The sequence below is a fragment of the Microcoleus sp. BR0-C5 genome (genome assembly GCF_036705045.1).
GTDB lineage: Bacteria > Cyanobacteriota > Cyanobacteriia > Cyanobacteriales > Microcoleaceae > Microcoleus.
Genome location: NZ_JAUBTR010000078.1, coordinates 1 through 24599, shown reverse-complemented (window position 1 = coordinate 24599; position 24599 = coordinate 1). Strand labels below are relative to the sequence as shown.

Below are 24599 nucleotides of genomic sequence, written 5' to 3'. Positions count from 1 at the left end.
TTGAAAGCTAAGTATTGGATTCCCGGTTGTGCGATCGCATCTTTGAGTGCGATAGAACTTGCCTTGCGCTTACTCGGATTCGGAAATCCTGCCTTGCTGCAAGCGGATGCGAATGCTGGCTATATATTTGCACCAAATCAACTTGTATATCGCTTTGGCAATAGACTTGAGTACAATCAATTTTCTCAGCGTTCTGAACAAATCGATTCAGCAAAGCCTGAAGGTACTCTCAGAATTTTGATGATAGGAGATTCGGTTCTTAACGGTAATAATACTACCGATCAGAAAGAAACTATTCCAGAATTGTTGGAAGCGCGTTTGTTGGGCATAAAAAAGCAAGTTGAGGTGCTGAATGCTTCTGCGGGTTCTTGGGGAATTGGCAATCAATTGGGATATATTCGCAAGTTTGGCACTTTTGAAAGCGATGCTGTGATTTTGCAAATTGGTACTCACGATTTGCTACAACCTCCAAGCAGCAGCGCGGGGGTGGGAAATGACCCGCTGATGCCGAATCGCAAACCGTTATTGGCAATTCAAGAAGTGTTTCAAAGACACGTTATGCCCGAATTGTCAAGTGTTTTTGTATCGAATTCTCCGGCGGCGGGAGTGCCGGTGTCGGAATCACAAAAGTTTAGGGAAAATATGCAGCGATTTGAGCAAATAGTTGCTGTGGTGCGAGCTAAGAATATTCCGTTGTTTGTGTTGTATACTTGCGATCGAGCGGATTTACTGCCCGTACCGACTCAGCCGAAGTTTAAATCCGAGTTTGTCGATCGGCTAAAAGCTTTAAAAATTCCAGTCATAGACACTCATGCAGCCTGGTCAAAATTGCCGAAAACGAGGGTAGAAAGTTATTTTCGGGATGGCGTACACCCCACAGCCCCAGCTTATGAATCAATAGCAGATTTACTGTTTCAACAGTTGTGTATACAGAAAAAATTGGTGGCGTGTGGCGGGAAGAAATAAGCTGCTTTATAGCCGAAGGAAGAAGCCCGATGTCCGTCGGAAGAAGGAAGATGTAATTCCTGAGAACTGGCAACTGACAACTGACAACTGATTGGTATTAAATATCTAAACCCGTGACTGTTAAGTCAGGAGGATGTTCGACAACAAACTGGTAATATAACTCTTGCTTTGCTTGTGGCGGCAGAGACATTATCCATTCTAGGAGTCCCATTTCACCTGCTACTATCTTCGGATTAGTGAGAGTCGATCGCACTTTAATTTGTTCATTCCGGCTGACTGGCAATTGCTCGTGTAGTGTCAGGTGTACCTGCACCTGCTGCAGGTTAGTCACATTTAAGCGATAAGCGTAACTCATGCGCCGCTGCTGGCCGATCAGTTTTTTATCTACTTGTCTTTCCACTAATGCCCGCTCTATTTTTAACCGTTCATCTATTCCTAAATTAACTTTATATTCTTGGCCGGGGGAAACATTTTCTAACTGCACAGTGCCGACAAAAGTGTTGTCGCGAAAGATATTTGCTTTACCAGGAAGCAGAGTAGCACCTGTCAGCGGATTGACAACAACTGCTTGCAAATAGGCAAAACTGACTAATCGCGGGACGGCTATATATTCCGGTTTAAACGGATAATTTTCTCTGAAAACCATCACTTTGTGCGGTGTACCGTCGCTGGGAATCTTGGTATTTCCCCCTACTTGAAATGAGACGGTGCCTCCTTCTCTGGATACTTTGGCTGTGGCTGTTTCAGCTTCCCTGGGTTGGGAGGCTGTGTCGGGTGTAGCGCCTGCAGAGCCAAAGCGCATCCCCCCTTCAAATACGTCTACCACATCTCCATCAGCATCTGATAAAATTTGACTAGAGCGCGCTATTGACTCAGTATTTCGGTATTTGACTGTAGAGTGTAAAGTATCGATAAACCAGGGTTCTAGTTTTGGGGGCAAAGTTCCCATTCCGGGTTTTGCTGTAGATAAAGTCAGCGCTACTCCCGTCCAATCTTCGCCTGTATTTTGATTGACTTCGGCTAGGTAATTGAGATTAATTTGGTTGTTGGTAGTGTTGACTCGCAAGTCGTAAAAGGGAGTCCAACGGGCTCGCATGACTACATAGGAAACTTCTAGTTCAAAATTGCCACTGCCGCTGGGTTCTATGGCAACAATGATGTTAAAGCTTTGCTCGGAATGGGGAGTTTTTACTTGCCCCAACTGCTGGTTCAAAGCTTCTATTTGCTTGTCTAATTCTTGCTGCTGTTTTTCGTGTTGGGCGATCGCACTTACATATTTTAGGTAATTAGTTCCTAAAAAGTTGAGCAATTCGCCTGTTTCATTTAAACCTACCTGCTGTTTGGCGATGCTGCTGGAAAAGAAACCGACGCTTTTTTCGCTCAAACCTTCCACAAATTGGAGCTGAATTTTTCGGGCGGTTATTTTGTCGTTAATTCCCCGTCTTTGGGTTTGTAACTCCTTAATTTGTTGGGTTAATTCGGCAGTGCGATCGCCCACTGGTTCGCTGCTAAACACTCTGTGGCAGCGCACTCCCAGCAATCGCACAGCAACTGTACCCGCACCCGTAGCCCTTACTGACTCTGGTTCCAGGGTTGTGGGGAGAGAGACGATCGCCAATTCTCGCTCGTTTCCCGTCAAAGCGACTGTACCGCGGCGCGTCACCAAAGCGCGATCGGTGTAAACTGTAACTTCACAGATGCGAGTATCCAGTGTTTTGATATTATCCTGATTGAGTAAATACGAATCAGTCATTGCTACTAATGCCTTTACGAAACTCTTTTAGTGCTTCCAATGGCGACGCAAATAAAATGCAACGCTTCAACAAAGATAAGTCTAATTCTGGCAGGAATTCGCTGCTAGCAATCGGCTCATAACCCTGCTCTCGGAAGCGGTAAAGTTGCAGCGTTCCGTCTTCCCAAAACCATACTTCAGGCACACCCATCAGCCGATATTTCTGAAGTTTAATCGGACTGCCGCTAGTAATCACCACCTCAATGCACAAGTCAGGAACATCCTTATCTGTCCCGCAACAATAAGACAAATCTGACTGATATTCGACAACACCTTCAATTATCTGGCTATAACTGCCACTGGGAAAAAACTCAACTTCCTTTACTTCAAAGTAGAGCAAAAGCAATCCTGCAATTATGGATTGAACCGCCTCATGAGGTTTACTAATTCCCACAATTTCTAATACTCCTTCACAGTAAAATAACCGCACTCCCGGCACATCCTCAAAACTAGCTTGAATAGCCTTGAATTGATGCCATGTCAAACCGCGGCAAGTGAAACGTTGTTCGACTGCGGGAGAAGTTGTTGGATTGTCTACAGTTTGAACCATGACTGTCCTATTGATGTTCAAAATGGTAGCTTAGGGCGCGGGGAGGGCGGGTTTACGACATCATTAGTTTTAGACATTGATGATTTGTAAAGCCAGCCCCTACGGTTTAATGTTAGCTCAGTGGCGCGATTCCTGCCAAATCCAAAATTTGAGGAATTAAATCTTCTCGTTTGACGGCCATCATGTGAACTCCTTGACAAATCTGCCGCGCTAGCTTGACTTGTTCAGCAGCAATTTTTATGCCTTCCTGCAAGGGTTCTGGAGCTTTTGCTAAACGATCGATCGTCTCTTGTGGGATGTGAACTCCCGGCACGTATTTTTTAATGAATTCAGCATTTTTAGCTGATTTAAACAAAAATATTCCTGCTAAAACTGGCTTGTTGCAGCCTGCAGCAACGTGGTGCATGAACTTATCCAAAATTTCAAAATCTGTAATTAATTGACTCTGAAAAAACTGTGCTCCAGCCTCTACTTTTTTCTCAAATCGGCTTTGCAAACCCGACCAACTGGGGCATTGCGGATCGACGGCAGCACCGACAAATAAATCGGTAAATCCGTCTGTTAAAGGTTTGTCATTCCAGTCTTTGCCGCCATTCATTTTTTGAATGACTTGTAACAGTCGCACTGATTCCAAGTCGAATACACTTTTTGCTTTAGGATGGTCGCCCGCTTTGACGGGATCGCCTGTAAGTGCTAATACATTGCGAATGCCTAAAGCGTGGGCTCCCATGAGATCGGCTTGCAGACCAATTTGATTGCGATCGCGACAAGCAACTTGACAAATTGGCTCAATTCCGTGCTGCACTAAAATCGCCGAAACTGCTAGGGGGCACATTCGCAACACAGCGCGACTCCCGTCGGTGATATTAATGGCGTGAACTCTATTTTTAAGGCGTTCAGCCATTTGAATTGTGTGAGTCATGTCGCCGCCTTTTGGTGGGGCAACTTCGGCGGTAATTATAAATTCTCCGGGGGTGGTGCAGGCTGTGCGAAAACGGTTCATGATTATTTGTCTGTTATTGGTTATTTGTTATTTGACAGTTGACAGTTGTTAGTTGACAGTTGACAGTTGACAGTTGTTAGTTGACAGTTGGCAGTTGTTATTCTTAACCAGTAACCAATAACAACTAACAACTAACAACTAAACAGGTAAAGAATAACCGAAAGCTGTCTTAACCTTAGTTAGAGTTTGGTTAGCAATCGCTTCTGCTTGTTCTCTTCCACGACGTAGTACAGACTCTAAATATCCCGGATCGTCCATTATTTCCTTGTATTTATCCTGAATTGGTTTGAGGGCATTAATTGTCGTCTCTGTCAGCAAGGGTTTAAAATCTCCCCAACCCATGTTTTCACACTCTGTGGCTACTTCTTCCTTAGATTTGCCGGAAAGCAGGAGATAAAGTGTCAGCAAATTTCTAGCTTCGGGGCGATCGGGGTCGTCAAAAGTCAAACCCCGCACGGCATCTGTTTTGCAGCGCTTGATTTTTTTGGCGATCGTATCTGGCGAATCCAATAAATTAATTCGACTTTGTTCGGAAGGGTCAGATTTCGACATTTTGCGCGTGCCATCAGTCAAACTCATCACCCTCGCACCGTCAGTCCGAATTAAGGGTTCGGGAAGTTTCAATACTGGCTTTTCGGGTGTGCCGAATTGGTGATTTAATCTGATGACAATATCGCGGGTGAGTTCCAAATGCTGTTTTTGGTCTTCTCCCACTGGCACTTTGTCGGCATCGTAAAGCAAAATGTCTGCTGCCATTAACACCGGATAATTTAGCAAACCGGCGTTGACATTTTCACCTTGTTTAACTGCTTTTTCTTTAAACTGAATCATATCTTCGAGCCAGTTAATCGGCGTAATACAGTTGAGCAGCCATGCTAGTTCTGTGTGCGCCGAGACGTGGGATTGCACGAAAATAGTAGAATATTCTAAATCGATGCCGCAAGCTAAATACAGTGCCGCGATCGTGTAAGTGTCGGAGGCTAGAGTTGCTGGATTGTGCGGTGCGGTAATTGCGTGCAAATCGACTACGCAGAAGTAATTTTCGTACTGACTTTGATTTTCTACCCAGTTGCGAATGGCACCGAGATAATTGCCGAGGTGAAGATTGCCGGTTGGCTGAACTCCAGAAAGAACGCGCTGTTTGCCCATGAGGAAAGAATAGAATTGAATTCACATTTCTATATTGACACGTTATTTCAATTTCAGCGCCTCTAATTTTCTGGCGGTTGACTGTTGACTGCTGACTGTTGACTGCTGACTGTTGACTGTTGACTACTGACTGTTGACTGCTGACAACTGACAACTGACAACTGACAACTAACAACTAACAACTGACAACTCACAACTGACTAATTACCAATCTGTCAGCAACCTTGCTTTCCGCAAAACAAATGTCAGAACAGTTTCTTCGCCGGTAATAATATCGGCTCTGCCCTCCATTCCCGATTGAATCGAATACTGGGGGGGGACATTAGCCTGGGAGTTTCCGAAGAATTGGCCGTTGGCGGATTGGAGTTTGGTTAAATAAGTTTGTTCGGGCTTAATTGCCACTTCGTAATAAGCTGTACCTAAATTATTAGTGGGATTTTGAGTGGCGATCGCATCTGGGGCGATTTCGCTGACAGTTCCTTTTAATGTGCCGTAATCGGGGAAAGGCAAAGCCGAAATCCTGATCTGTACGGGTTGGCCGATTTGGATGCGGGCGATGTCTTGGGATGTCACCTTGGCTTTGACTACCAGGGGTACGTCGCTGGGGACGATTTGGGCGATCGCACTGCCGGCTTGTACGGTTTGACCAGTATTTCGTACTTCCAATCTGAGAATTGTACCATCAGCGGGGGCGCGGATCACGCTATTTTCTAGTTTTAAGTCAATTTGATTTAGTTCTTTTTTAGCTTGAATCAATTGTTGTTGAATGGACGATTGCTTGACGAGCAAAACCCGCCGACTTCGGCCCAGTCTCTCGGCGACATCTGGCAGCGATGTGGCGAATTTTATTAAAGCGGATTCGATTAATTCCTGTTGGGCGGAAGTTTCACTTTGGATGGTTTTAAATTGGGCGCTGGCCAAAATTTGATTTTCTAAGTCGCGCAGTTGCTGGTTGATTTGCTGTGCTGCTGTTTGAGACTGATTAATTATTTCTTGTAACTGTTTTTTTTGAGCGCCCAAACGCGAAGCGTCTACAACTGCGATCGCATCTCCTGCTTTTATAGTCTGATTCTCGCTGACAGCAATGCTTTCGACGGTTCCTTCGGTGGCTGCTTGCACGACGCGCACTTCTCCGGCTGGACGGACGATCGCGTCTGCTTTGACTGTAGCGCTGTATTTGGTGACGCTAGCGAGGGCGATCGCCCCGCCAAAGGTCGCCACCATCAAAATCCCCCCCAAAGTTGTCCAGCGGCTGACAGGGGGCAAAAACTGGTCGTTATCAAAGGTTTCAGGGGGTGTGGCTTCGGGAGTGAGAGACATGGCGGCAAGGGGGAGAGGGGAATAGTTGGGAGGTTGGAGTTTTGAGTTGGGGAGGAGGGAGAGATCGCTGATTTCTTTTGTCACTTTTACGATCGGCTTTCCGGAAACCAAGCATAGGTTTAGAAGTCTAAATCAAAATTCACAGGGTAAAGGTAAAAATCCGCACAGCTTTGCCGTTCCCACCCACAAACTTCGCCAAATATCAAGAGGAGTGAAGCCAGCGGGCCACTGTCATGAAAATACGGCATTTCCGCCATGAGTTTTGGCACTGTTACCGGGTTTTTCCTTTATGCGTAGGTAGTAAGTAAGTACATAGGTATTAATAGGAGTTATTTATGTCAGAAAATCAAGAAGGTTCACTCTTCATCGAACTAACCGATGGAGAATCTGCTACTGTCAACGGTGGCAGTATTACCAGCGATGTTAGCGGTGCTAAAAGCAACAGCGAGACGGATAACAGCAGCAGCTATGGCCTGAATATGCTGTTTTTCCTGCCGCAGCCTAGCCAGCTTTATCTGTACGATCCTCGCCGCGATCGCCCTTACAAAACTCTAGTGGTTTAGATAGCTGAGTCAAGTTGTGCGAGCGAGTAAACTTTCAAAAATTATCGGTAATATTCCGGAACCCGCACAGCACTACCAGAAGTATTAGTCAGTATTTACACGAGGCTCTAGAAATTAAATAATATTTCTAGTTTCCCTTCAATTTTATTAACTTAAACCGAGTCAAATCATGAAAGAAACAAAGGACAATTCACTGTTTGCTGAACTCACCCCTGAAGAATCAGCTAGCGTCAACGGCGGTCACTATTATGCCAATCGATACAATTGTCAGCGGCAGCGGCGCAGTTGGGTCGTGTACCGCCGGAATTGCGACGGTTCATACAGAAGAGTAGTCCGCTACGCCTACTACTAAAGTTTAGTGCTAGTCAATTCAGATCTATAACTGTGGAATCGAGAAAGCACCCATAACTTTATGGGTGCTTTTTGCTGATTGGGTAGTTGGTGATGAGTAATCTTCTTTATGCTCTACCATTATTCATTTTGCAAAATGTTAAAGAACATCCCTTTGATCGGCAAAATGCCATTATTCGGACAAATTAACAGGTTTAAGAAATATCAGGTTGTTCTCCAGCAGAGCGAAGAAGATTGCGGGGCGGCTTGTTTGGCTTCGATCGCGAAATTTTACGGACAAAATTTTACTATTAGCCGCTTGCGAGAATGTGCGGGCACCGGCCAAAAAGGGACGACTCTGCTGGGCTTGAAACAAGGTGCTGAGGCGATCGGCTTTAATGCTCGATCCGTGCGAGCAGCGGCTGCTATTTTAGACCAAATTGAGGAAGCGCCTTTACCGGCAATTATTCACTGGAGCGGTTATCACTGGGTTGTTTTGTACGGAAAGCAGGGCGACAAATATGCGATCGGCGATCCGGCTGTCGGTATGCGCTATGTTTCTAAAGCAGAATTAGCAGCAGCTTGGACAGATTGGCTGTGCTTGCTAGTAGAACCCGATGCGGAGCGGTTTTTTGCGGCCGCAGAGGGCCAACCGCCCGCCAATTCCTTACAAAAATGGATGCGCCGGATTGGGATTTATCGCCCGATTTTAATGGAAGCATTTTTGCTGAATGTGGTGTTGGGTTTGCTGTCGATTTCTTCGCCTTTTCTCGTTCAACTGCTCACCGACGACATTCTAGTGCGGGGCGACAGACAACTCCTGGCGAGTGTGGCGATCGCAGTTATAGTTATGAACCTTTTTAGCAGCAGTTTAGGATTGGTACAGTCGAACTTAATTGCTCAGTTTTCCCAGCGTTTAGAATTGGGATTGGTGATGGAATTTGCGCGAAAATTCCTGCGATTGCCTTTGAGTTTTTACGAAGCCAGACGCAGTGGCGAAATTGTCAGTAGATTACAAGATATCCAAGAAATAAATAAATTAGTTTCTCAAGTCGCTATCAGTTTGCCTAGTGAATTTTTTATCGCTGTAGTTTCTTTTGTTTTTATGTTATTTTACAGCAAGGAACTGACGCTGGCAGCTACAGCTATAGCTCTGTTAATGACTGCCTCTACAGTGGTATTTCTGCCCGTCTTGCAGCAAAAAACGCGCAGTTTATTTGTGCTGGAAGCCGAAACTCAAGGCGTTTTAGTAGAAACTTTTAAAGGCGCGTTGACTGTCAAAACTACTAGCAGTACCCAGGAACTTTGGGAAGAATTTCAAAGCCGCTTCGGCCGCTTAGCAAAGCTCACTTTCCGCACTACGCAAATCGGCATTCTCAACAATATATTTTCCGGTTTTATTGCCTCGGCAGGCAGCATTACTCTGCTGTGGTTGGGCAGCGGTTTGGTGATTGACAAGGTATTGAGTATCGGTCAATTGCTAGCGTTTATCAGCATGAATCAAAATGTCACTACTTGGGTGAATTCCTTAGTAGGATTTAGCGACGAAATGACTCGCGTCCAGACAGCAACTCAACGGCTTTCGGAAGTTATCGACGCTGAACCGGAAACGAAAAACGATAGTAATAAACCTTTCGTAACCATTCAGGATCGCGACGGTATTGTTTGCAAGGGTGTTAGTTTTCACTACCCCGGCCGACTTGACTTGCTGGAAAATTTTTCCGTCACGTTTCCCGGCGGTCAAGCAATTGCTTTGATCGGCTATTCCGGCTGCGGAAAAAGTACGCTAGCAAAGGTAATTGCTGGTCTGTACCCGCTGCAATCGGGTAATATTAGAATTGGCAGTTACAACTTGCAGGATTTGTCTCTCGACAGTCTCAGACAGCAGGTAGTATTGGTTCCTCAAGAAGCACATTTTTGGAGCAGATCCATTCTCGAAAATTTTCGTTTGGGCAGTCCAGATATCAGCTTTGAACAGATTGTTAAAGTCTGCCAAATTGCGGGTGCGGATGAATTTATTAGCCAATTGCCGGATAAATATCAAACTGTTTTAGGGGAGTTTGGAGCGAATATTTCTGGCGGACAAAGACAAAGATTGGCGATCGCCCGCGCAATTCTCAACAACCCGCCCGTATTGATTTTAGATGAGTCTACCGCAGGGCTTGACCCCGCAAGCGAAGCGGAAGTCTTAGAAAATTTGTTGATGTACCGGCACGGGAAAACGACTATTTTTATCAGTCACAGGCCGCGAGTGATCGATCGCGCTGATTGGATTATCATGTTAGAACGCGGCAGGTTGAAAATGCAAGGGTCGGCTGCAAAATTGCGATCGATTCCCGGAGATCATTTAGAGTTTTTGCATCCTTGAGCGAGTTAATAAAACGACAGGTTGAAATCTGTCGTTACACAAACAAAACCAGCCTCGGCGGTTTAACACCCAGTCAACAGTCAACAGTCAACAATCATTTCGCTCGTGCCACCGGAATTGATATCACTCATGAATAATAACTTCTCTAAGATTCTTGAGCCAAAGTACATCGATCGCACAATCCGAAAAACTCCAAAGTGTGATAATAAATCTTGAAAGAATGAGATTGTTGTAGTTGGCTTTCTAAATGGTGGACGGGGCATTCGTCGATCGTAATTGACGCGCCACATTCCAGACAAGTTAGGTGGTGTTGGTCTTGGTGGGCTGCACCGTAGAGAGACTCGCCACTAGCAAGCGTTCTGACGTGAACGAACCCCTCTCGCTTTAAACCGTCGAGGGAGCGGTAAACGGTTGCTAGGCCCATGCTTTGGTCGCTGTTACGCAGTTCTAAGTAGATATCTTGCGCTGAGAGCGATCGATTCAAGTGCTTGAGCAAGTGTAAAATACGCTCCTGACTGCGGGTGTGGTTGGTTCTCATAATTTTTTTCTCGAATCTGCTGGAATCACATCTGTCCCTATTTCTAGGCTATCTTACTTGGGCGAACCAAATGGCGATCGGCGCGCAGCTCGGTTGTAGAATACAATGGGGCTAACTTTCACATCACCTACCGCAACATTCCCGTGACTCAGAAATATCTTGCCCAAATCTATGTTACCCTCCGCCCTTCTGTTTTAGATCCCGCCGGCACTGCCGTACAGTCTGGCTTGCAACACATGGGATACGACAATGTTGAGGGCGTGCGAATCGGGAAGTATGTTGAATTGACGCTGACTGCTGCTGCTGAGTCGGAGGCCCGCGAACAACTCGATCGCGTTTGCGACCAACTTTTGGCCAATCCAGTGATTGAAAATTATCGCTTTGATTTGACTGAAATTCCTATTGCTGTGGAGACAGCGGCGGCATAAATGCGATCGCCCCTAGGGTGTTTTTAAACTCGGAGATCCCCCCTAACCCCCCTTAATAAGGGGGGGACAAGAGTGTTCACAGTCTCTGTTAAACACGCGAGGACAAGAGCATTCAAAGTCTTCGTTAAAAACACAAGAACTAGAACGACTCAAAGTCAACCCCTACTCCCCTTCTTAAGGGGGATTTAGGGGGATCGAGACTTAGATAAAAGCGAGAGAAACATAAGATTTTAGTCTTATGTTGACACCTCTTCCCTCTTCCCTCTTCCTTCTTCCTTCTTCCTTCTTCCTTCTTCCTTCTTCCTTCAGCTTATGAAATTTGGAGTTATTGTTTTTCCGGGTTCAAATTGCGATCGCGATGTGGTGTGGGTGACTCAAGGGTTACTCCACCAACCGACGCGGATGATTTGGCACGAAGATACCGATATTGCGGATATTGATATCATTGTAATTCCCGGTGGTTTCAGTTACGGAGATTATTTGCGGTGCGGCGCGATCGCCCGTTTTTCTCCGGCGATGCGGGCTACTGCGGAACACGCGAAACAAGGAAAGCTTGTATTGGGCATCTGCAACGGTTTTCAGGTGTTGACTGAAGCTGGTTTGTTGCCCGGTGCTCTAGTGCGGAATGCGGGATTGAATTTTATTTGCGATCGCGCTTCTTTGAAAGTTGAGCGCGGTAATACTCGTTGGACTGCGGCTTATACTACGGGTGAAATCATCGATTTGCCGATCGCCCACGGTGAAGGCAATTATTATGCCGATGCGGATACATTAGCAGAGTTAGAAGAGCACAAGCAAGTCCTGTTTCGCTACTGTACTCCGGCGGGCAAAATTAGCGATGCTGGCAATCCGAACGGTTCGTTAAATAATATTGCCGGCATTTGCAATCGCCAAGGCAATGTATTAGGAATGATGCCGCATCCTGAGAGAGCTTCCGATCCGATGTTGGGCGAAACTGATGGGGTGAAATTGTTTCAAGGGTTGTTGATGGCAAGTGTTGCTGCTGTTTTGTAGTTGATATTTGTCTCTGATTTTAGGAACAGGCAAGATGCCTGTTCCACCATACATCAAGTTTCTTGTGGGGTGGGCATCTTGCCCGCCCCAAATCAACAGGCAAGATGCCTGTTCCATAACAGATTAAATTCATCTACAAATAGACATCTCCAATTACTGTGGAACAGGCAGGATGCCTGTTCTTGACAAGCTTTAACTGGTTCCCAGGCTCGAAGCTGGGAACCTATATCCAGAGGCTCTGCCTCGCTTTAAAGCGACGCACCCTACAAAATTAAAAATGCTAAAATGATTTGAAAGTCAATACATCGGAGAACAGTCCTATGCCTTCACCTTTTCCTGGAATGGACCCCTACTTAGAACACCCCGATTTCTGGCAGGAAACTCACAATAGATTGATTATCGCGATCGCTGATACTATCATGCCTCAAATTCGCCCTAAATATGAGGTTGCAATCGACAAACGCATCTATGAAATTACAGATCCAAATTACAGTAACAGCGACTCCCTTTTAGTAGGTATCCCCGATGTCGCGATTAAGCGTCAATCTAATAACCCGACTATTCCTACAGGTTCAGTTGCCACTTTAAATATAACACTTCCGACTACCGTTAAAGTGCCTGCTCCTGAAAAAATTAAACAGACTTACCTGGAAGTGCGAGAAATGGCAACTAAACAAGTTGTCACCGCCATTGAAATTCTTTCTCCTGTCAACAAACGTAGTGGAGAAGGAAGAACTACTTATCTCAAAAAACGCCAGACTATTTTAGGCAGCTTAACCAATTTAGTGGAAATCGATTTACTACGAAAATGGGAATCTATGCCCATTCTTAATAATTCTATTCAAAGCGATTATCGGGTTTTGGTCAGTCCCAGTAATCGCCGTCCGTTTGCCGAACTTTATGCTTTTAATCTCCGCGATTCTCTACCTATATTTCCGCTTCCCTTGCGCGAGGAAGATGTAGAACCTATTGTTAATTTCCCAGAAATATTTGCAGGTGTTTACGATCGCGCTGGCTATGATTATCGGATCGATTACAATCGAGAACCCATACCGTCCCTACCGGAAGAAGAGCGGGTTTGGGCAACCCAACTTTTGCAAGAGAAAGAACTTCGAGATAATTAATTATATTTTACTTTATATCCTAGAGTTAGTCGCGATCGACAATCTCTAAATTCACTTGAAAATTTCGCAGCGACGGACTAAACGGCAGCCGACACGATATAATTACTACCAACTTTTAAAAAGAGGAATATTTATTTTATGCCACTAATTGACTTAGCTAATTTTAAAACTAGGGTAATTGGATGCAGTGCGGTGATGGCTGTTGGACAAGTTATTTCAAATGCGATCGCCAATCCGGCAACTCAAGCAGCAGCAGGTATTATCGGCGGCCCGATCGCACTTGGGGGAGTTTCTATTTTAGCAGCGATTGCTGGTAGTCTCGCTGAGACTATGGCCGCTGATGAACTGGCAAATCGGATGACGGAACGGTTGAGCAAAAATCCGAGGATTCTCGACAATCACGATTTGATTAAGGCGGCTGGTGAGGCGATCGGCTATATTTTGAGAGAGGTTGCGAAGTCCGATCGCCTAATTGCGATCGCCAAAACCAAAAATTTGCCTTATCCAGAAACAGCACTCAGTCAATTAGCCGAGAAAACTCCTGAATACTGGCTGGATATTAACACGAATACAGCCGATTTGTCAAGGGATTTAAATATTTCTGAAGACCAGCTAACTCGGATTTTTTCTGCGGATGCCGAGGAGTTCGATCGAGTTACCGGATTGGCAACGGCAGATTGGGCCAGTTTCCTCAACGAATTCGCCGCCAGCGAGGGGAAATCCTTCGATGCGGAAATTGTGGGATTTGTCGCGGACAAGCTGTACGCAACTTTCCCGAAAGCGTACCGCGAAGTGCTGAAACTGGATGCGGCGAAGGGAGGAGAAAAGTTTGCGGCGATGCTGTTGAATCTGCACCAAATTGCTTTGGCACAACTCAAAGAGTTGGGGCTGCAAAATGGGGAAATTATGCAAAAGTTGGAGGCCGTGGCAACTGGGCAGCAGATTTGTCAAGTGATGGTGAAATTGGAATCCATAGAAATTGGCATCCGATCCGATTTGGGGCAAATTAAAACATCACTGGAACGATTTGTTGATACTTCCGCGCCCAGATTGCCGCTTCCCTACGAGTGCGAAACGATTATTCAAGACCGCACTCAAGACTTTACCGGCCGCCGATTTGTCTTTGAAGCAATTATCGAATTCTTGCAGAAAAATCCCAAAGGATATTTTGTTTTAGAAGCCGATCCTGGTGTCGGGAAAACTTCAATTATGGCGAAGTTAGTGCTGCTGCTGAAGCGGCGCTGTGTTGTCCATTTTAACTCGCAATCTCAAGGCACGGTTAAGGCAAAGCAATTTCTGGAAAATGCCTGCACTCAGTTAATTCAAGCCTTTAAACTGGATTACCCAAAACTGCCAGAAAATGCAACTACAGATGGCAATTTTCTCAGTCGATTGTTGGGGGAAGTCAGTCCTAAATTGGGCGGAAAAAAGTTAGTTTTTGTTGTGGATGCCCTCGATGAAGTCGATCTGAGCGATCATGGGCGTGGCAGCAATGTCCTGTATTTGCCAGATGCTTTGCCGGATAATGTTTATTTTATTGTCTCCAAGCGGCCGGAATCTCTGCCTTTGCCAAATCATCAGGTTTTTGATTTGATGCAGTACAGTGCAGAAAGTTTGGCGGATGTCAAGCTTTATATTGACAAACGCACCAGCAACAGCGCGTCAATTCAGAGTTGGATTAATCGTCAAAATTTGCAGCGCGAACAGTTTGTGGCGGCAGTGGCCCAAAAAAGCCAGAATAATTTTATGTACCTGCGCTATGTGCTGAATGATATCGATAGCGGCAAGTACAGCGATGTGACTTTGAAAGATTTGCCGAGGGAGTTGGAAGGATATTATGAGAAGCACTGGGCGCGGATGGAAATGGCGGTGAGAGATAAAGAATTGCGCCGCCGGAAGTTGAAGGTGATTTATTTGTTGACCAAAACTCGCAAGCCGGTTTCCTGCGATATTTTGGCGGATTTTGCTGAGGAAGATGCTTTAGATTTGCAGGAAGTTCTGGATGATTGGGAACAGTTTCTGCGCCGTAGCAGCGACACTCCGCCGGATTACAGTATTTATCACGCGAGTTTCCAAAGATTTCTGCATCGTAAGGATGTAGTGCAGAAAGCTGGGGTTTCGCTGCGGGATATCGAAACGGCGATTTCTGATAATTTGTGGGAGGATTTGTACGGCGATGAGTAAGTTTAAAGAACGGTTGGGGAAAATGTCGCCGGAAAAGAGGCTTTATGCTTTGGAAACTCTGCCAGGGCATTTGGCGGAGAGTGTTCAAGGGGAACGGCTGCATCAGTTGTTGACGGATTTTGATTTTATTGAGGCGAAGTTGGATGCGGTGGGGGCTCAAGCGTTAATTGAGGATTATGATTTAGCCATAAATTGTGATGTGTTGCTGGCCCAGGAGCAAAGTCAAACTCTGAGATTGATTCAAGGGGCAATTCGTAAGTCGTCGCACGTTTTAGATAGCGATAAAACACAACTGGTTGGGCATTTGTGGGGGAGGCTGCTGGATTTTGAAATGCCTCAGATTCAAGGGTTGCTGGAACAAGCAAAGCAGTCAAAAGATTGTCCTTGGTTCCGGCCTGTGAAGGCTAATTTAGAGCGGGCGAATGAAGGGGCATTGCGGACGCTTGTCGGTCATACAAGCGCGGTAACAGCAGTGGCGATGGCACCAGATGGAAAAAGAGCGGTTTCAGCTTCATGGGATAAAACCCTAAAAGTCTGGGATATCGATAGTGGCACTTTGCTCAGAACTCTTATCGGCCATACTGACTGGGTACGTGCAGTCGCGATCGCACCAGACGGAAAAACAGCAGTTTCTGCTTCCGAGGATAACACACTAAAAGTCTGGGACATCAATAGCGGAACCTTGCTCAAAACCCTGACTGGTCATACTCGTGAGGTATTTACAGTTGCGATCGCATCGGATGGAAAAACAGCAATTTCAGCTTCAAGAGATCATACCCTAAAAATCTGGGACATCGACAACGGAACCTTGCTCAGAACTTTCACCGATCATACTGAGTCGGTAACAGCAGTCGCGATCGCGCCAGACGGAAAAACAGCAGTTTTCGCTTCACGGGATCACACCCTAAGAGTCTGGGAAATCGACAACGAGAACGAATTCAAAACTCTGATAGGTGACAATTACGGGGTAAAAGCATTCGCCATCGCACCAGACGGAAAAACAGCAGTTTCTGCTTCATGGGCTCGCAACCTAAAAGTCTGGGATATCGACAGTGGCACCTTGCTCAAAACACTCTGCTGTCATACTGAGAAGGTAGAAGCATTCGCGATCGCACCAGACGGAAAAGCAGTGGTTTCGGCTTCCATAGATCATACCCTAAAAGTCTGGGACATTAACGGTGGCAAGGAAATTAGAACTCTCACAGGTCATACTGAGTGGGTATTAGCAGTGGCGATCACACCCAACGGAAAAAGAGCGGTTTCGGCTTCCAAGGATCACACCCTAAAAGTCTGGGACATCGACAGTCGCAGAGAAATCAGAACTTTCACCGATCATACTGAGTCGGTATTAGCAGTCGCGATCGCACCAGATGGAAAAACAGCAATTTCCGCTTCAATGGATAAAACCCTAAAAGTCTGGGATATGGATAGTCGCAGCGAACTCACAACCCTCACTGGTCATACTAGCTTGGTATTAGCAGTGGCGATCGCACCAGACGGCCTCATAGCGGTTTCCGGTTCAAGGGATAACATCATAAAAGTCTGGGATTTGAGCATCCACAAAGAAATTACAACTTTCAGTTATACTAACTCAGTAAATGCAGTGGCGATCGCACCCGACGGCAAAACCGCGATTTCCGCTTCAGGTGATCGCACCCTAAAAGTCAGGGATTTACTCACTGGCACCTTTCTGAAAACTCTCACAGGTCATACTGAGGGGGTAGAAGCAGTGGCGATTGCACCAGATGGCCTCACAGCTATTTCCGCTTCAAGGGATAACACCTTAAAAGTCTGGGATTTGCTCAGTGGCACCGAACTCACAACTCTCATCGGTCATACTGGCTATGTAACAGCAGTCGCGATCGCACCCAACGGAAAAACAGCAGTTTCGGCTTCATACGATCGCACCCTAAAAGTCTGGGACATAGACAGTGGGATTTTTCCCACAACTCTCACCGGTCATACTGACTATGTAACAGCAGTTGCAATCGCTCCTAACGGCCTCATAGCGGTTTCCGCTTCATCCGATAACACCCTAAAAGTGTGGGATTTGGTTAGCGGTAAAGAGATCGTTAGTTTCAGCGGAGAGTATGGGTTTGCTTGCTGTGCAATTGCGCCTGATGGGGTGACAGTTGTAGCGGGGGATGAGTGGGGACGGGTGCATTTCCTGCGATTGGAGGGAATGCAAAAGGGACACGACAGCAAGAACACGGCAATGCCGTGTCCCTATAAGCTACATAATCCGGTTAGTTTGTTCTACTATGGTCTACTGCTGGCTACACAAGGGCAGTATGAAGCAGCGTTACCAAAATTAACTGAAGTTGCCAAGGCGAGGTCAGATGTGCCTGTTGTTTGGTTTGAAATTGGTAAGACTTTGTATAATTTGCAGCGTTTTGAAGAAGCGATCATCAGTTTCGACAAAGCTATAAACCTAGAAGCGGAAAACCGAGATTTTTGGTTTTACCGAGGTTTAGCTTTCATGAAGTGTGGCAATCAAGATGCAGCCCGCACGAGCTGGGTTAGAGCTATGAGTATCGAGCCTTACGACTGCGATTTTTGGTTAAAACAAGGCAGAATTTTATTTGGGTCAGAAGCCTACGAAGAAGCTATTTGCTGTTATGATTTAGCCCTAGAAATTCAACCAAATAAAGCCAAATTCTGGGATTGGCGTGGCTTTGCTCTGCGAAAAGCTGGGCGTCCTGAAGAGGCAATATCCAGCTATGACAGAGGTTTGGAATTGGAACCCAATGATTTTTATCTTTTATATCGTAGAGCTTATGCTTTGATGACATTATGTCGCTATGAGGAAGCGATAGATTATTTTGATAAAGCTTTAGAAATAAACCCAAATTATCACGATCCTTATTATGATAAAGCTTGCTGTTACGCCTTGCAAAGTAATGTTGAGTTATCTGTGGAAAATTTGCGGCGCGCGATTCAAATGCAACCGGAAAAATATCGAGAGTTAGCAAAAACGGATGCGGATTTTGATGGGATTCGGGGTGATGTGCGGTTTCAGGAGTTGTTGGGATGAGGGCGTGTGTTTCGTAGTTACCCGGCGGTTAGAAACCGCGTCTACACAAACGATGTCCGCCTACGCGGACGAAGAGGGTATTCGGAGATTGAAAATCATCGGGTGAAATCTTCAACCTGCTGTCGTCGGGTTTTGTCTGTGTAGACGGGGTTTCAACCGCCGGGGTTTTTGGGTTTCAACCGCCGGGTTTTTTGTGGATGGGCGATCGGGTTTTTTGTGGATGGGCGATCGAGTTTTTTGGTTGATGGGCGATCGGGGTTTTTGGTTGATGGGGGCGATCGGGTTTTTGTGTTGATCGGGCGATCGGGTTTTAATAATTGGTATAAAATAGAGAGTGAGAGCAACGGAGTTTCTAAATGCCTGCTAAAGATGTTTTTCACGATACTGTCAAAACTGCCTTACAAAAAGACGGATGGATAGTTATCCGTGAAAACTTTCGGGTGCAAGTCGATGACGAAGGTTTAGCAATGTTTATCGATTTGACCGCAGAAAAGTTAATCAGTGCAGAAAAAGCAGGTCGCAAAATAGCTGTGGAAGTCAAGAGCTTTCGAGAGCGATCGGATTTCTACCAGTTTCATGCAGCCCTCGGTCAATTTCTCAACTGTCGATCGGCATTGAGAGATATTATGCCAGATTTTATCGTGTATTTAGCAGTTCCTTTAGAAACCTACGATGAATTATTTAGGTTAAAATTCATTCAAGGACGTGTGGAAGAATACGATATCAAGCTAATTATTTTTCGTCCAGATTCGGAGGAAATTGTATTGTGGAGAAATTAAACTATACTGAAGCGATCGACAAAATTCTGAACAACTTCTCAGACATGGTTGTACGAGAAGGAACAGAAGTTAAAATTATTCGCGATCGCGAAAGCGGTAACTACCTGGTTATTCTCGCAGGCTGGAACGACCAATTAAGAGTCTACGGCGTTTCAGTTCACATTGAGCTTAAAGATGATAAAATCTGGATTCAACAGGATAGGACAGATACAGGAATAGCTGAAGAATTGGTCGAATTCGGAGTCCCAAAAACTGATATCGTACTTGCTTTTAAGTCTGGTTTTACTAGAAAGTTTACCGAATACGCTGTTAGTTAAATGATTCATTTGGCGCTAGGGATGCTCCTCATAGATACCAGCACGAATCACCGCAAAATCCGATAGCGTAGGGACATTTACTCCCATGTTTTTAATTAACTCATCAGCCACTTCATCTAAAAGTATTTCAAACTCGCGATCGCCGATTTCTGCCTCAGAATCACTTACTGTTGATAACAGGCTGGGCGCTGACTTCCAAGTTAGGAAATCAACAAAATTAAGAACAACTTATAGTTGCGGTTTACCTAAATAACGCAGCTTACTTACAATGCTTTCAATTACAGCTTCCATATATTTATAGTTGAGCTTTAATTGTGATTAATTTCAGGTAATTATAGCAAAAATATCAAATTTTGTCAAATTTACCCAACTGCGAGAGAAGGAAAAGGGATCTCGGCTTTTTGGGAAACGGGCGATCGGGTTTTTTGTTGATCGGGCGATCGGGTTTTTTGTTGATCGGGCGATCGAATTTGAGAGAAATGTGCGATCGGGCAATAAGTTGTTAACCAATAAGTGATTAATGGGAACCCGATTAGTGCGATCGTTACTTGTTTCTCGGATTGTATCAGATTCAAAAACATTGTGAGTAAAATAAACGGGGTTTGCGTCAATTGTTTTTGTAAGTGAGTCTGGTAAAATGTTGGTAACATATTTTTTGGAATAGGCAATCGTGTAATAATTCTGCTACCTATCTTTTTTTACCCCAACACAGCTCAATCCTTGCCCCGTCTCGATTTGGGGCGGGCTGTCACCCCCCCAGCACACTAACAATCCTATTTTTTAATAGTCGCTTGCAAATAAAGCAGCGGGTCTTCAGCAACCCAACCCAAACCCGAATTGTACCGAACTTCAAAATGCAAATGAGATAGCGGAATGTCCCGTTTTCCCGTCGTCCCCACAGTTCCCAAAACTTCTCCAGACTGCACTTTTTGACCGACTTTTACCGCAATATCTTTCAAATGAGCGTAGCGCGTTTGCTTCCCCGCTTCATGGTTCACCACCACTAAATTCCCGTAATCCCCCTGCGGCCCGGCAAAGGCGACAGTCCCCTCGCCCGCCGCCAAAACCTGCGTACCCTCCGACGCCAAAAAATCTACGCCGCTGTGGAAAAAAAATTCGCGCCGCGCCGGATGCAATTGCCGCCCGTAACGCAAAGCTTCCACTGCTGGGGCGGGCAGCGGAAATCCTTGCACCGATGGCGTTGCATCGGGATTGATAGAAGGCCCGATCGACCTATTCACCGTTGGCACAAACACGGTTTGCCCCAAAGGCCTGCACCCATTCGCCTCAAATAGCAAATCTGCGGGCACTTTGTAAGCTTCTGCCAGTTTTTGCCAATTCCAGCCCGCAGGCACTTCTACCTCGGTGCCACTGTACGGAGGAATGACGATCGCACTTCCAGCAGATACTCCACCGCCTCGCAACATCGGATTTATCCCGATCAGCGCCGCAGGAATCACATTGTACTGACGCGCGATGCTTTCTATGGTTTCGCCCTGGGCCACAGTGTGGCGGCGCAACCGAGACCTAGCCGGACTCGGGCAATCGCGGGCAGGGTCGGGGTTTTCTACAGGTGTACCTGAAGGAAGATTTGCAGGTGGGATCTCGGTATTTGCCGCCGTTTTCTCAACCGGTGCGATCAACCAAATTAGTGCAAAAATCAGCGGAAATAAGCGTTTCAAAGTCATTATGTACATAAAAAAGTATTCATTTCGGACAGTTGACAATTTTAAAATCCAGTAAAATTGCATATTTGAAAGCTCTAGCCACCCCCCAGACTGTAAATCCCAGGCTAAGCCAAGTTAGGATGAGAATTATTAGTTTGAGTCGCTCTTGGCAAATCCGGCAAAACTGCCTGTGATGCCGATGGGCGCCTGCCTGTTAACAGCTATGTTCTTGAGGAAGCGGTACGCCCCGCCCCGCTTCCTTCCCGTCGCCAAGACAACAATGCTTGATTCGGAACCTGTCTGCGGGGATGAGGTATTTAGCGGGAGTTATTAAATGAGTTTATCTTTTAAGCAAGCGACCCTTTATGTGACTTTGCTGTCAATCGGCGGAGGTATGGGATGGTTGGGAAATCGCTATCTGCAAGGCTCAAACAATCTGGAAACCGGATTGGTTTTGCCAGTAGTACGCCAGCAAATCCCCCCCTATCCCTCTCCTTCAGTTCAGGAAAATCGGGCGGTCGATCGCAGCAATCCCAATTTTATTGCTGAAGCAGCCGAAAAAGTAGGCCCGGCTGTAGTGCGGATTGACGCATCAAGCAAGGTGGCGAATCAAGTGCCCGAAGCATTCAAAAATCCTTTGTTTCGTCGGTTTTTTGGGGAGAATTTGCCGCAGCCGGAAGAACGAATCAAGAGAGGTACGGGCTCCGGGTTTATTCTCACTTCTGACGGCCGCATCGTTACTAATGCTCACGTTGTCTCCGGGACGGATACTGTCAAGGTGACGCTCAAAGACGGCCGTGAGTTTGAGGGTAAGGTGCAGGGAGTCGATCCGCTGACGGATGTGGCTGTGGTTAAGATTAATGCTAAGGAACTGCCGCAGGTGGCTTTGGGTCGATCGGACAATATTGTACCTGGACAGTGGGCGATCGCGATCGGCAATCCTTTAGGTCTCGACAACACCGTGACTGTGGGCATTATCAGCGCTACGGGTCGATCGAGTTCCCAAGTCGGCATCCCCGACAAGCGAGTCCGCTTCATCCAAACTGACGCCGCCATCAACCCCGGCAATTCAGGCGGCCCCCTGCTCAATGACCAAGGCGAAGTTATTGGCATCAATACCGCTATCCGCGCTGACGCTCAGGGCTTGGGATTTGCAATTCCGATCGAAACCGCCAAACGAGTTTCCGATCAGCTATTCGCCAAAGGTAGAGCCGAACATCCCTATCTCGGCATTCAAATGGTCAGCTTGACTGCAGCCACCAAGGCAGAACTCAACAAACAGCTCGATAATAATAATAAAATTACCCTCGATCAAGGTGTAGCCGTGGCGCGAGTCGTGGAAAATTCCCCCGCTCAAAAAGCCGACTTGCGCCCCGGAGATGTCATTCAAAAAGTTGACGGAATTGCGGTTAACACTCCCGGTGACGTGCAAGAACGGGTGGAAAACACGGTTGTGGGCAAAGAACTCGAACTGGAAATTAACCGTTTGGGTCAAGTTCAGAATATTAAAGTACGTCCGGGTGCTTTTCCCCTATCGGGTAGCTCCGCCGGTGGGTAATACCATTTTCGATTTTCGATTAAAGAATTAAGAATGACTTACTGCATAAGGATTTGGAGCTTATCGACAGTTGCATTCTTTTTTGAAATTGGTATTAATTGCCAGGGTGGAGGATGGAAGATGAATCTGATGCTTTATAGTCCTGGAAGCAGTAACCGGGTTTTTTCACCAAAAGCCTCGGTGTAGCGCGAGGGATAGCCGGTTAACAGCCCGGTTTCTTAATTCCCTGTGCCTCCATGATTCAGGATTATGGATTTTTCTGAACAACTTTCATCTTTCTGACTTCCCCAACCCGTTGATTTTTTTACTTGTCTTTGGGTGAGTTTGGTTGAATCGAGCTGGTGCTTGCTAAATTTTCTTCTAGGTACATCCTTTGCTCCATTTGCCTCAAAAAATAGCCTGTCATCATCGCTGAAGCTAGCAAACCTGCTAAGTTTTCGCGGTCAGTGGTAATTTCGACGTTAAAATTTTCTGAAGGCAAAACGCCGACAAGTCCTTGAACGTTATGAGAGATTATTTCTCTGATGTCGGGGCTGACGGACTTGGCGACGCGGGCTAGAACCTCCGGGGATTGGTGTTGGAGGTACTTCAGCAGTGGATTGACTGCGGTTTGTTGGGCATTGGATGTGTCAAAGTCAGGGTGAAAAACCATTTGGCGATTCTTAATTTCTGGCTGGTTACATTCTACTTCAAACTACTCGTCATTGCTTGGGTACAAGTTTGCCTGAAAGTCAATTTGCAATTGTTTTGGGAGTTGGTCTACTTGAAAGTACCGATGAAATTTCTCGGTAACTTGTAACCAATACGACCGCCCTTCAGTCGGCCGCCGTTTGCGGACGAAACCCATTTCTACCAGTTCCTGCACTTGCTGGTAAGCTCCTGAACCTCGCAAGTTAACTAAATCTGGCTGAGCGATGCCGCCTTTGAGGGCGATCGCAGCTAGCGTCCGCAAAGCTCCCACACCTAATTCTGGAGGTATTAAAGTTTGCATTAAACTGGCAAACTCTTCTCTGAGTTGCAGGCTGTATCCTGTGGGGGTTTCGACGACTTCTAATGCACTGTCGCGGTGGGACGAGTCAGACATGAGTTCGATGATGGCGTCTTCGGCTTCGGCTCGATCGCACTTGGCAATCTCGGCAATTTCTGCGATCGACACTGGCTGACCTTTTAAGTAAAGTATGGCTTCTATTGTTGTGGCTAAGCGAGTCATTTGGGAATTAGTAATTAGGAATTGCGACGTTGAAAGAAAAAGGAAGAAGCAAGAAACAAGAAGGAATCAGGAAAACAACAGTTATCCGTATTTCAGTAACTTCCGTGTCGTGAATAATGAGAGTTAGGAATAAACATTCCCCTTACACAAATTATTAATAGTGTAGGTTAGGTTGAGAAACAAAACCAAAACTTTCAATTTTCTTTTGTTATATCAGTCCGAGACACAGAAATATATAACGTTTCTGGCTCTCCTGAGCTTATGGTAAAATATATCAACCAATACAGATGACGGGGCTATGACCGATTTTTGGTAAAAAAATATGGGATCAGTATTGTTAAGAAGCCCCCTCAGTTAAAAATGTTACCTCAATCATACCAAATTTGTTTCCAACACCAGCTTAAAAACGCCAAATACTTGACTCTGACTATTTTAGTTTTTCTGCTTCCCAACCCATAAACAAGTGAGTATTGAGTTATTGGCGAAATAGATGCCATACCCAATCATGTTTGAGAGCCGACGAGGTTCTCTTCAACGATTTCTCAAGCTACCTCTGCTCAAGATTGAAAAGCTTTGGTTTCAGGGTAAGCTCATCTAATTTTGTATAAATTGTACTTGACTTTAAGGACAAGATATGAACGAGTATCCAGTCAATAGCGGTTCTTGAGAATCCATTGAAGATCTGGTGACGATCGCCCGATCCGT

The 24599-nt window shown here is 45.8% G+C and carries 22 protein-coding genes; 13 read left to right on the top strand and 9 right to left on the bottom strand.

Annotated elements, in window-relative coordinates; all coding sequences use genetic code 11:
• Entirely contained in the window at nt 1–966 is a 966-nt protein-coding gene (locus QUB08_RS26510; RefSeq protein WP_333228564.1) for an SGNH/GDSL hydrolase family protein, read from the top strand.
• A gap of 97 nt (nt 967–1063) precedes the next feature.
• Here QUB08_RS26510 and QUB08_RS26505 read toward each other — a convergent pair whose 3' ends face one another.
• From QUB08_RS26505 to QUB08_RS26485, 5 genes are all read right to left on the bottom strand, one after another.
• The gene (locus QUB08_RS26505; protein ID WP_333228562.1) at nt 1064–2719 is read right to left on the bottom strand and encodes a mucoidy inhibitor MuiA family protein; all 1656 of its coding nucleotides are present in this window, start codon (nt 2717–2719) and stop codon (nt 1064–1066) included.
• Entirely contained in the window at nt 2712–3308 is a 597-nt protein-coding gene (locus QUB08_RS26500; protein WP_333228560.1) for a Uma2 family endonuclease, read from the bottom strand. Before QUB08_RS26500 ends, QUB08_RS26505 begins: the two co-directional genes overlap by 8 nt.
• A 112-nt stretch (nt 3309–3420) precedes the next feature.
• Nucleotides 3421–4311 (bottom strand): methylenetetrahydrofolate reductase, encoded by an 891-nt coding sequence (locus QUB08_RS26495; protein WP_333228559.1) that lies wholly within the window; start codon nt 4309–4311, stop codon nt 3421–3423.
• 138 nt (nt 4312–4449) lie between these two features.
• Nucleotides 4450–5460 (bottom strand): tryptophan--tRNA ligase, encoded by a 1011-nt coding sequence (gene trpS, locus QUB08_RS26490; protein WP_333152469.1) that lies wholly within the window; start codon nt 5458–5460, stop codon nt 4450–4452.
• A 204-nt stretch (nt 5461–5664) separates the two neighbouring features.
• Nucleotides 5665–6864, bottom strand: coding sequence for an HlyD family efflux transporter periplasmic adaptor subunit (locus QUB08_RS26485; protein WP_333228557.1), 1200 nt, complete (start codon nt 6862–6864; stop codon nt 5665–5667).
• A gap of 251 nt (nt 6865–7115) precedes the next feature.
• Here QUB08_RS26485 and QUB08_RS26480 point away from each other — a divergent pair, with 251 nt between their 5' ends.
• From QUB08_RS26480 to QUB08_RS26470, 3 genes are all read left to right on the top strand, one after another.
• Nucleotides 7116–7343 (top strand): secretion protein HlyD, encoded by a 228-nt coding sequence (locus QUB08_RS26480; RefSeq protein WP_333228555.1) that lies wholly within the window; start codon nt 7116–7118, stop codon nt 7341–7343.
• A gap of 169 nt (nt 7344–7512) precedes the next feature.
• Complete coding sequence (locus QUB08_RS26475) at nt 7513–7695, top strand: hypothetical protein (protein ID WP_333228553.1); 183 nt, start codon at nt 7513–7515, stop codon at nt 7693–7695.
• Nucleotides 7696–7830: 135 nt separating this feature from the next.
• Nucleotides 7831–10041: a peptidase domain-containing ABC transporter gene (locus QUB08_RS26470; RefSeq protein ID WP_333228551.1), complete on the top strand. Its 2211-nt coding sequence runs from the start codon at nt 7831–7833 to the stop codon at nt 10039–10041.
• A 145-nt stretch (nt 10042–10186) separates the two neighbouring features.
• Here the strand turns inward: QUB08_RS26470 and QUB08_RS26465 are convergent, their stop codons facing one another.
• The gene (locus tag QUB08_RS26465; protein ID WP_333042008.1) at nt 10187–10579 is read right to left on the bottom strand and encodes a Fur family transcriptional regulator; all 393 of its coding nucleotides are present in this window, start codon (nt 10577–10579) and stop codon (nt 10187–10189) included.
• Between the two features lie 143 nt (nt 10580–10722).
• On the opposite strand from QUB08_RS26465, the gene purS reads away from it, so the two are divergent.
• From purS to QUB08_RS26425, 8 genes are all read left to right on the top strand, one after another.
• On the top strand, nt 10723–11007 hold the full coding sequence (purS, locus tag QUB08_RS26460) for a phosphoribosylformylglycinamidine synthase subunit PurS (RefSeq protein WP_333228549.1): 285 nt from the start codon (nt 10723–10725) through the stop codon (nt 11005–11007).
• A 312-nt stretch (nt 11008–11319) separates the two neighbouring features.
• A complete protein-coding gene (gene purQ, locus QUB08_RS26455) occupies nt 11320–12021 on the top strand; it encodes a phosphoribosylformylglycinamidine synthase subunit PurQ (RefSeq protein WP_333228548.1) in 702 nt (233 codons plus the stop codon).
• Nucleotides 12022–12341: 320 nt separating this feature from the next.
• Nucleotides 12342–13145, top strand: a complete 804-nt coding sequence (locus QUB08_RS26450) for a DUF4058 family protein (RefSeq protein ID WP_333228546.1) — start codon at nt 12342–12344, stop codon at nt 13143–13145.
• A 138-nt stretch (nt 13146–13283) separates the two neighbouring features.
• Nucleotides 13284–15329, top strand: a complete 2046-nt coding sequence (locus QUB08_RS26445; protein ID WP_333228544.1) for an ATP-binding protein — start codon at nt 13284–13286, stop codon at nt 15327–15329.
• Nucleotides 15322–18363: a tetratricopeptide repeat protein gene (locus tag QUB08_RS26440; protein ID WP_333228542.1), complete on the top strand. Its 3042-nt coding sequence runs from the start codon at nt 15322–15324 to the stop codon at nt 18361–18363. The genes QUB08_RS26445 and QUB08_RS26440 overlap by 8 nt, the downstream gene beginning before the upstream one ends.
• A gap of 356 nt (nt 18364–18719) precedes the next feature.
• Nucleotides 18720–19142, top strand: coding sequence for an element excision factor XisH family protein (locus tag QUB08_RS26435; RefSeq protein ID WP_333228540.1), 423 nt, complete (start codon nt 18720–18722; stop codon nt 19140–19142).
• Nucleotides 19130–19459 (top strand): XisI protein, encoded by a 330-nt coding sequence (locus QUB08_RS26430; protein ID WP_333109083.1) that lies wholly within the window; start codon nt 19130–19132, stop codon nt 19457–19459. The genes QUB08_RS26435 and QUB08_RS26430 overlap by 13 nt, the downstream gene beginning before the upstream one ends.
• Before the next feature lie 353 nt (nt 19460–19812).
• Entirely contained in the window at nt 19813–19965 is a 153-nt protein-coding gene (locus QUB08_RS26425; protein WP_333228539.1) for a hypothetical protein, read from the top strand.
• 267 nt (nt 19966–20232) lie between these two features.
• Here the strand turns inward: QUB08_RS26425 and QUB08_RS26420 are convergent, their stop codons facing one another.
• On the bottom strand, nt 20233–21156 hold the full coding sequence (locus QUB08_RS26420) for a M23 family metallopeptidase (protein ID WP_333228537.1): 924 nt from the start codon (nt 21154–21156) through the stop codon (nt 20233–20235).
• Between the two features lie 304 nt (nt 21157–21460).
• Between QUB08_RS26420 and QUB08_RS26415 the strand changes: the two genes are divergently transcribed.
• The gene (locus QUB08_RS26415; protein WP_333228535.1) at nt 21461–22684 is read left to right on the top strand and encodes an HhoA/HhoB/HtrA family serine endopeptidase; all 1224 of its coding nucleotides are present in this window, start codon (nt 21461–21463) and stop codon (nt 22682–22684) included.
• Nucleotides 22685–22988: 304 nt separating this feature from the next.
• Here QUB08_RS26415 and QUB08_RS26410 read toward each other — a convergent pair whose 3' ends face one another.
• Together QUB08_RS26410 and scpB are read right to left on the bottom strand one after the other, a co-directional pair.
• Nucleotides 22989–23336: a DUF760 domain-containing protein gene (locus tag QUB08_RS26410; protein WP_333081869.1), complete on the bottom strand. Its 348-nt coding sequence runs from the start codon at nt 23334–23336 to the stop codon at nt 22989–22991.
• Nucleotides 23337–23378: 42 nt separating this feature from the next.
• Entirely contained in the window at nt 23379–23894 is a 516-nt protein-coding gene (gene scpB / locus QUB08_RS26405) for an SMC-Scp complex subunit ScpB (RefSeq protein ID WP_333109076.1), read from the bottom strand.
• Nucleotides 23895–24599: the final 705 nt, after the last annotated feature.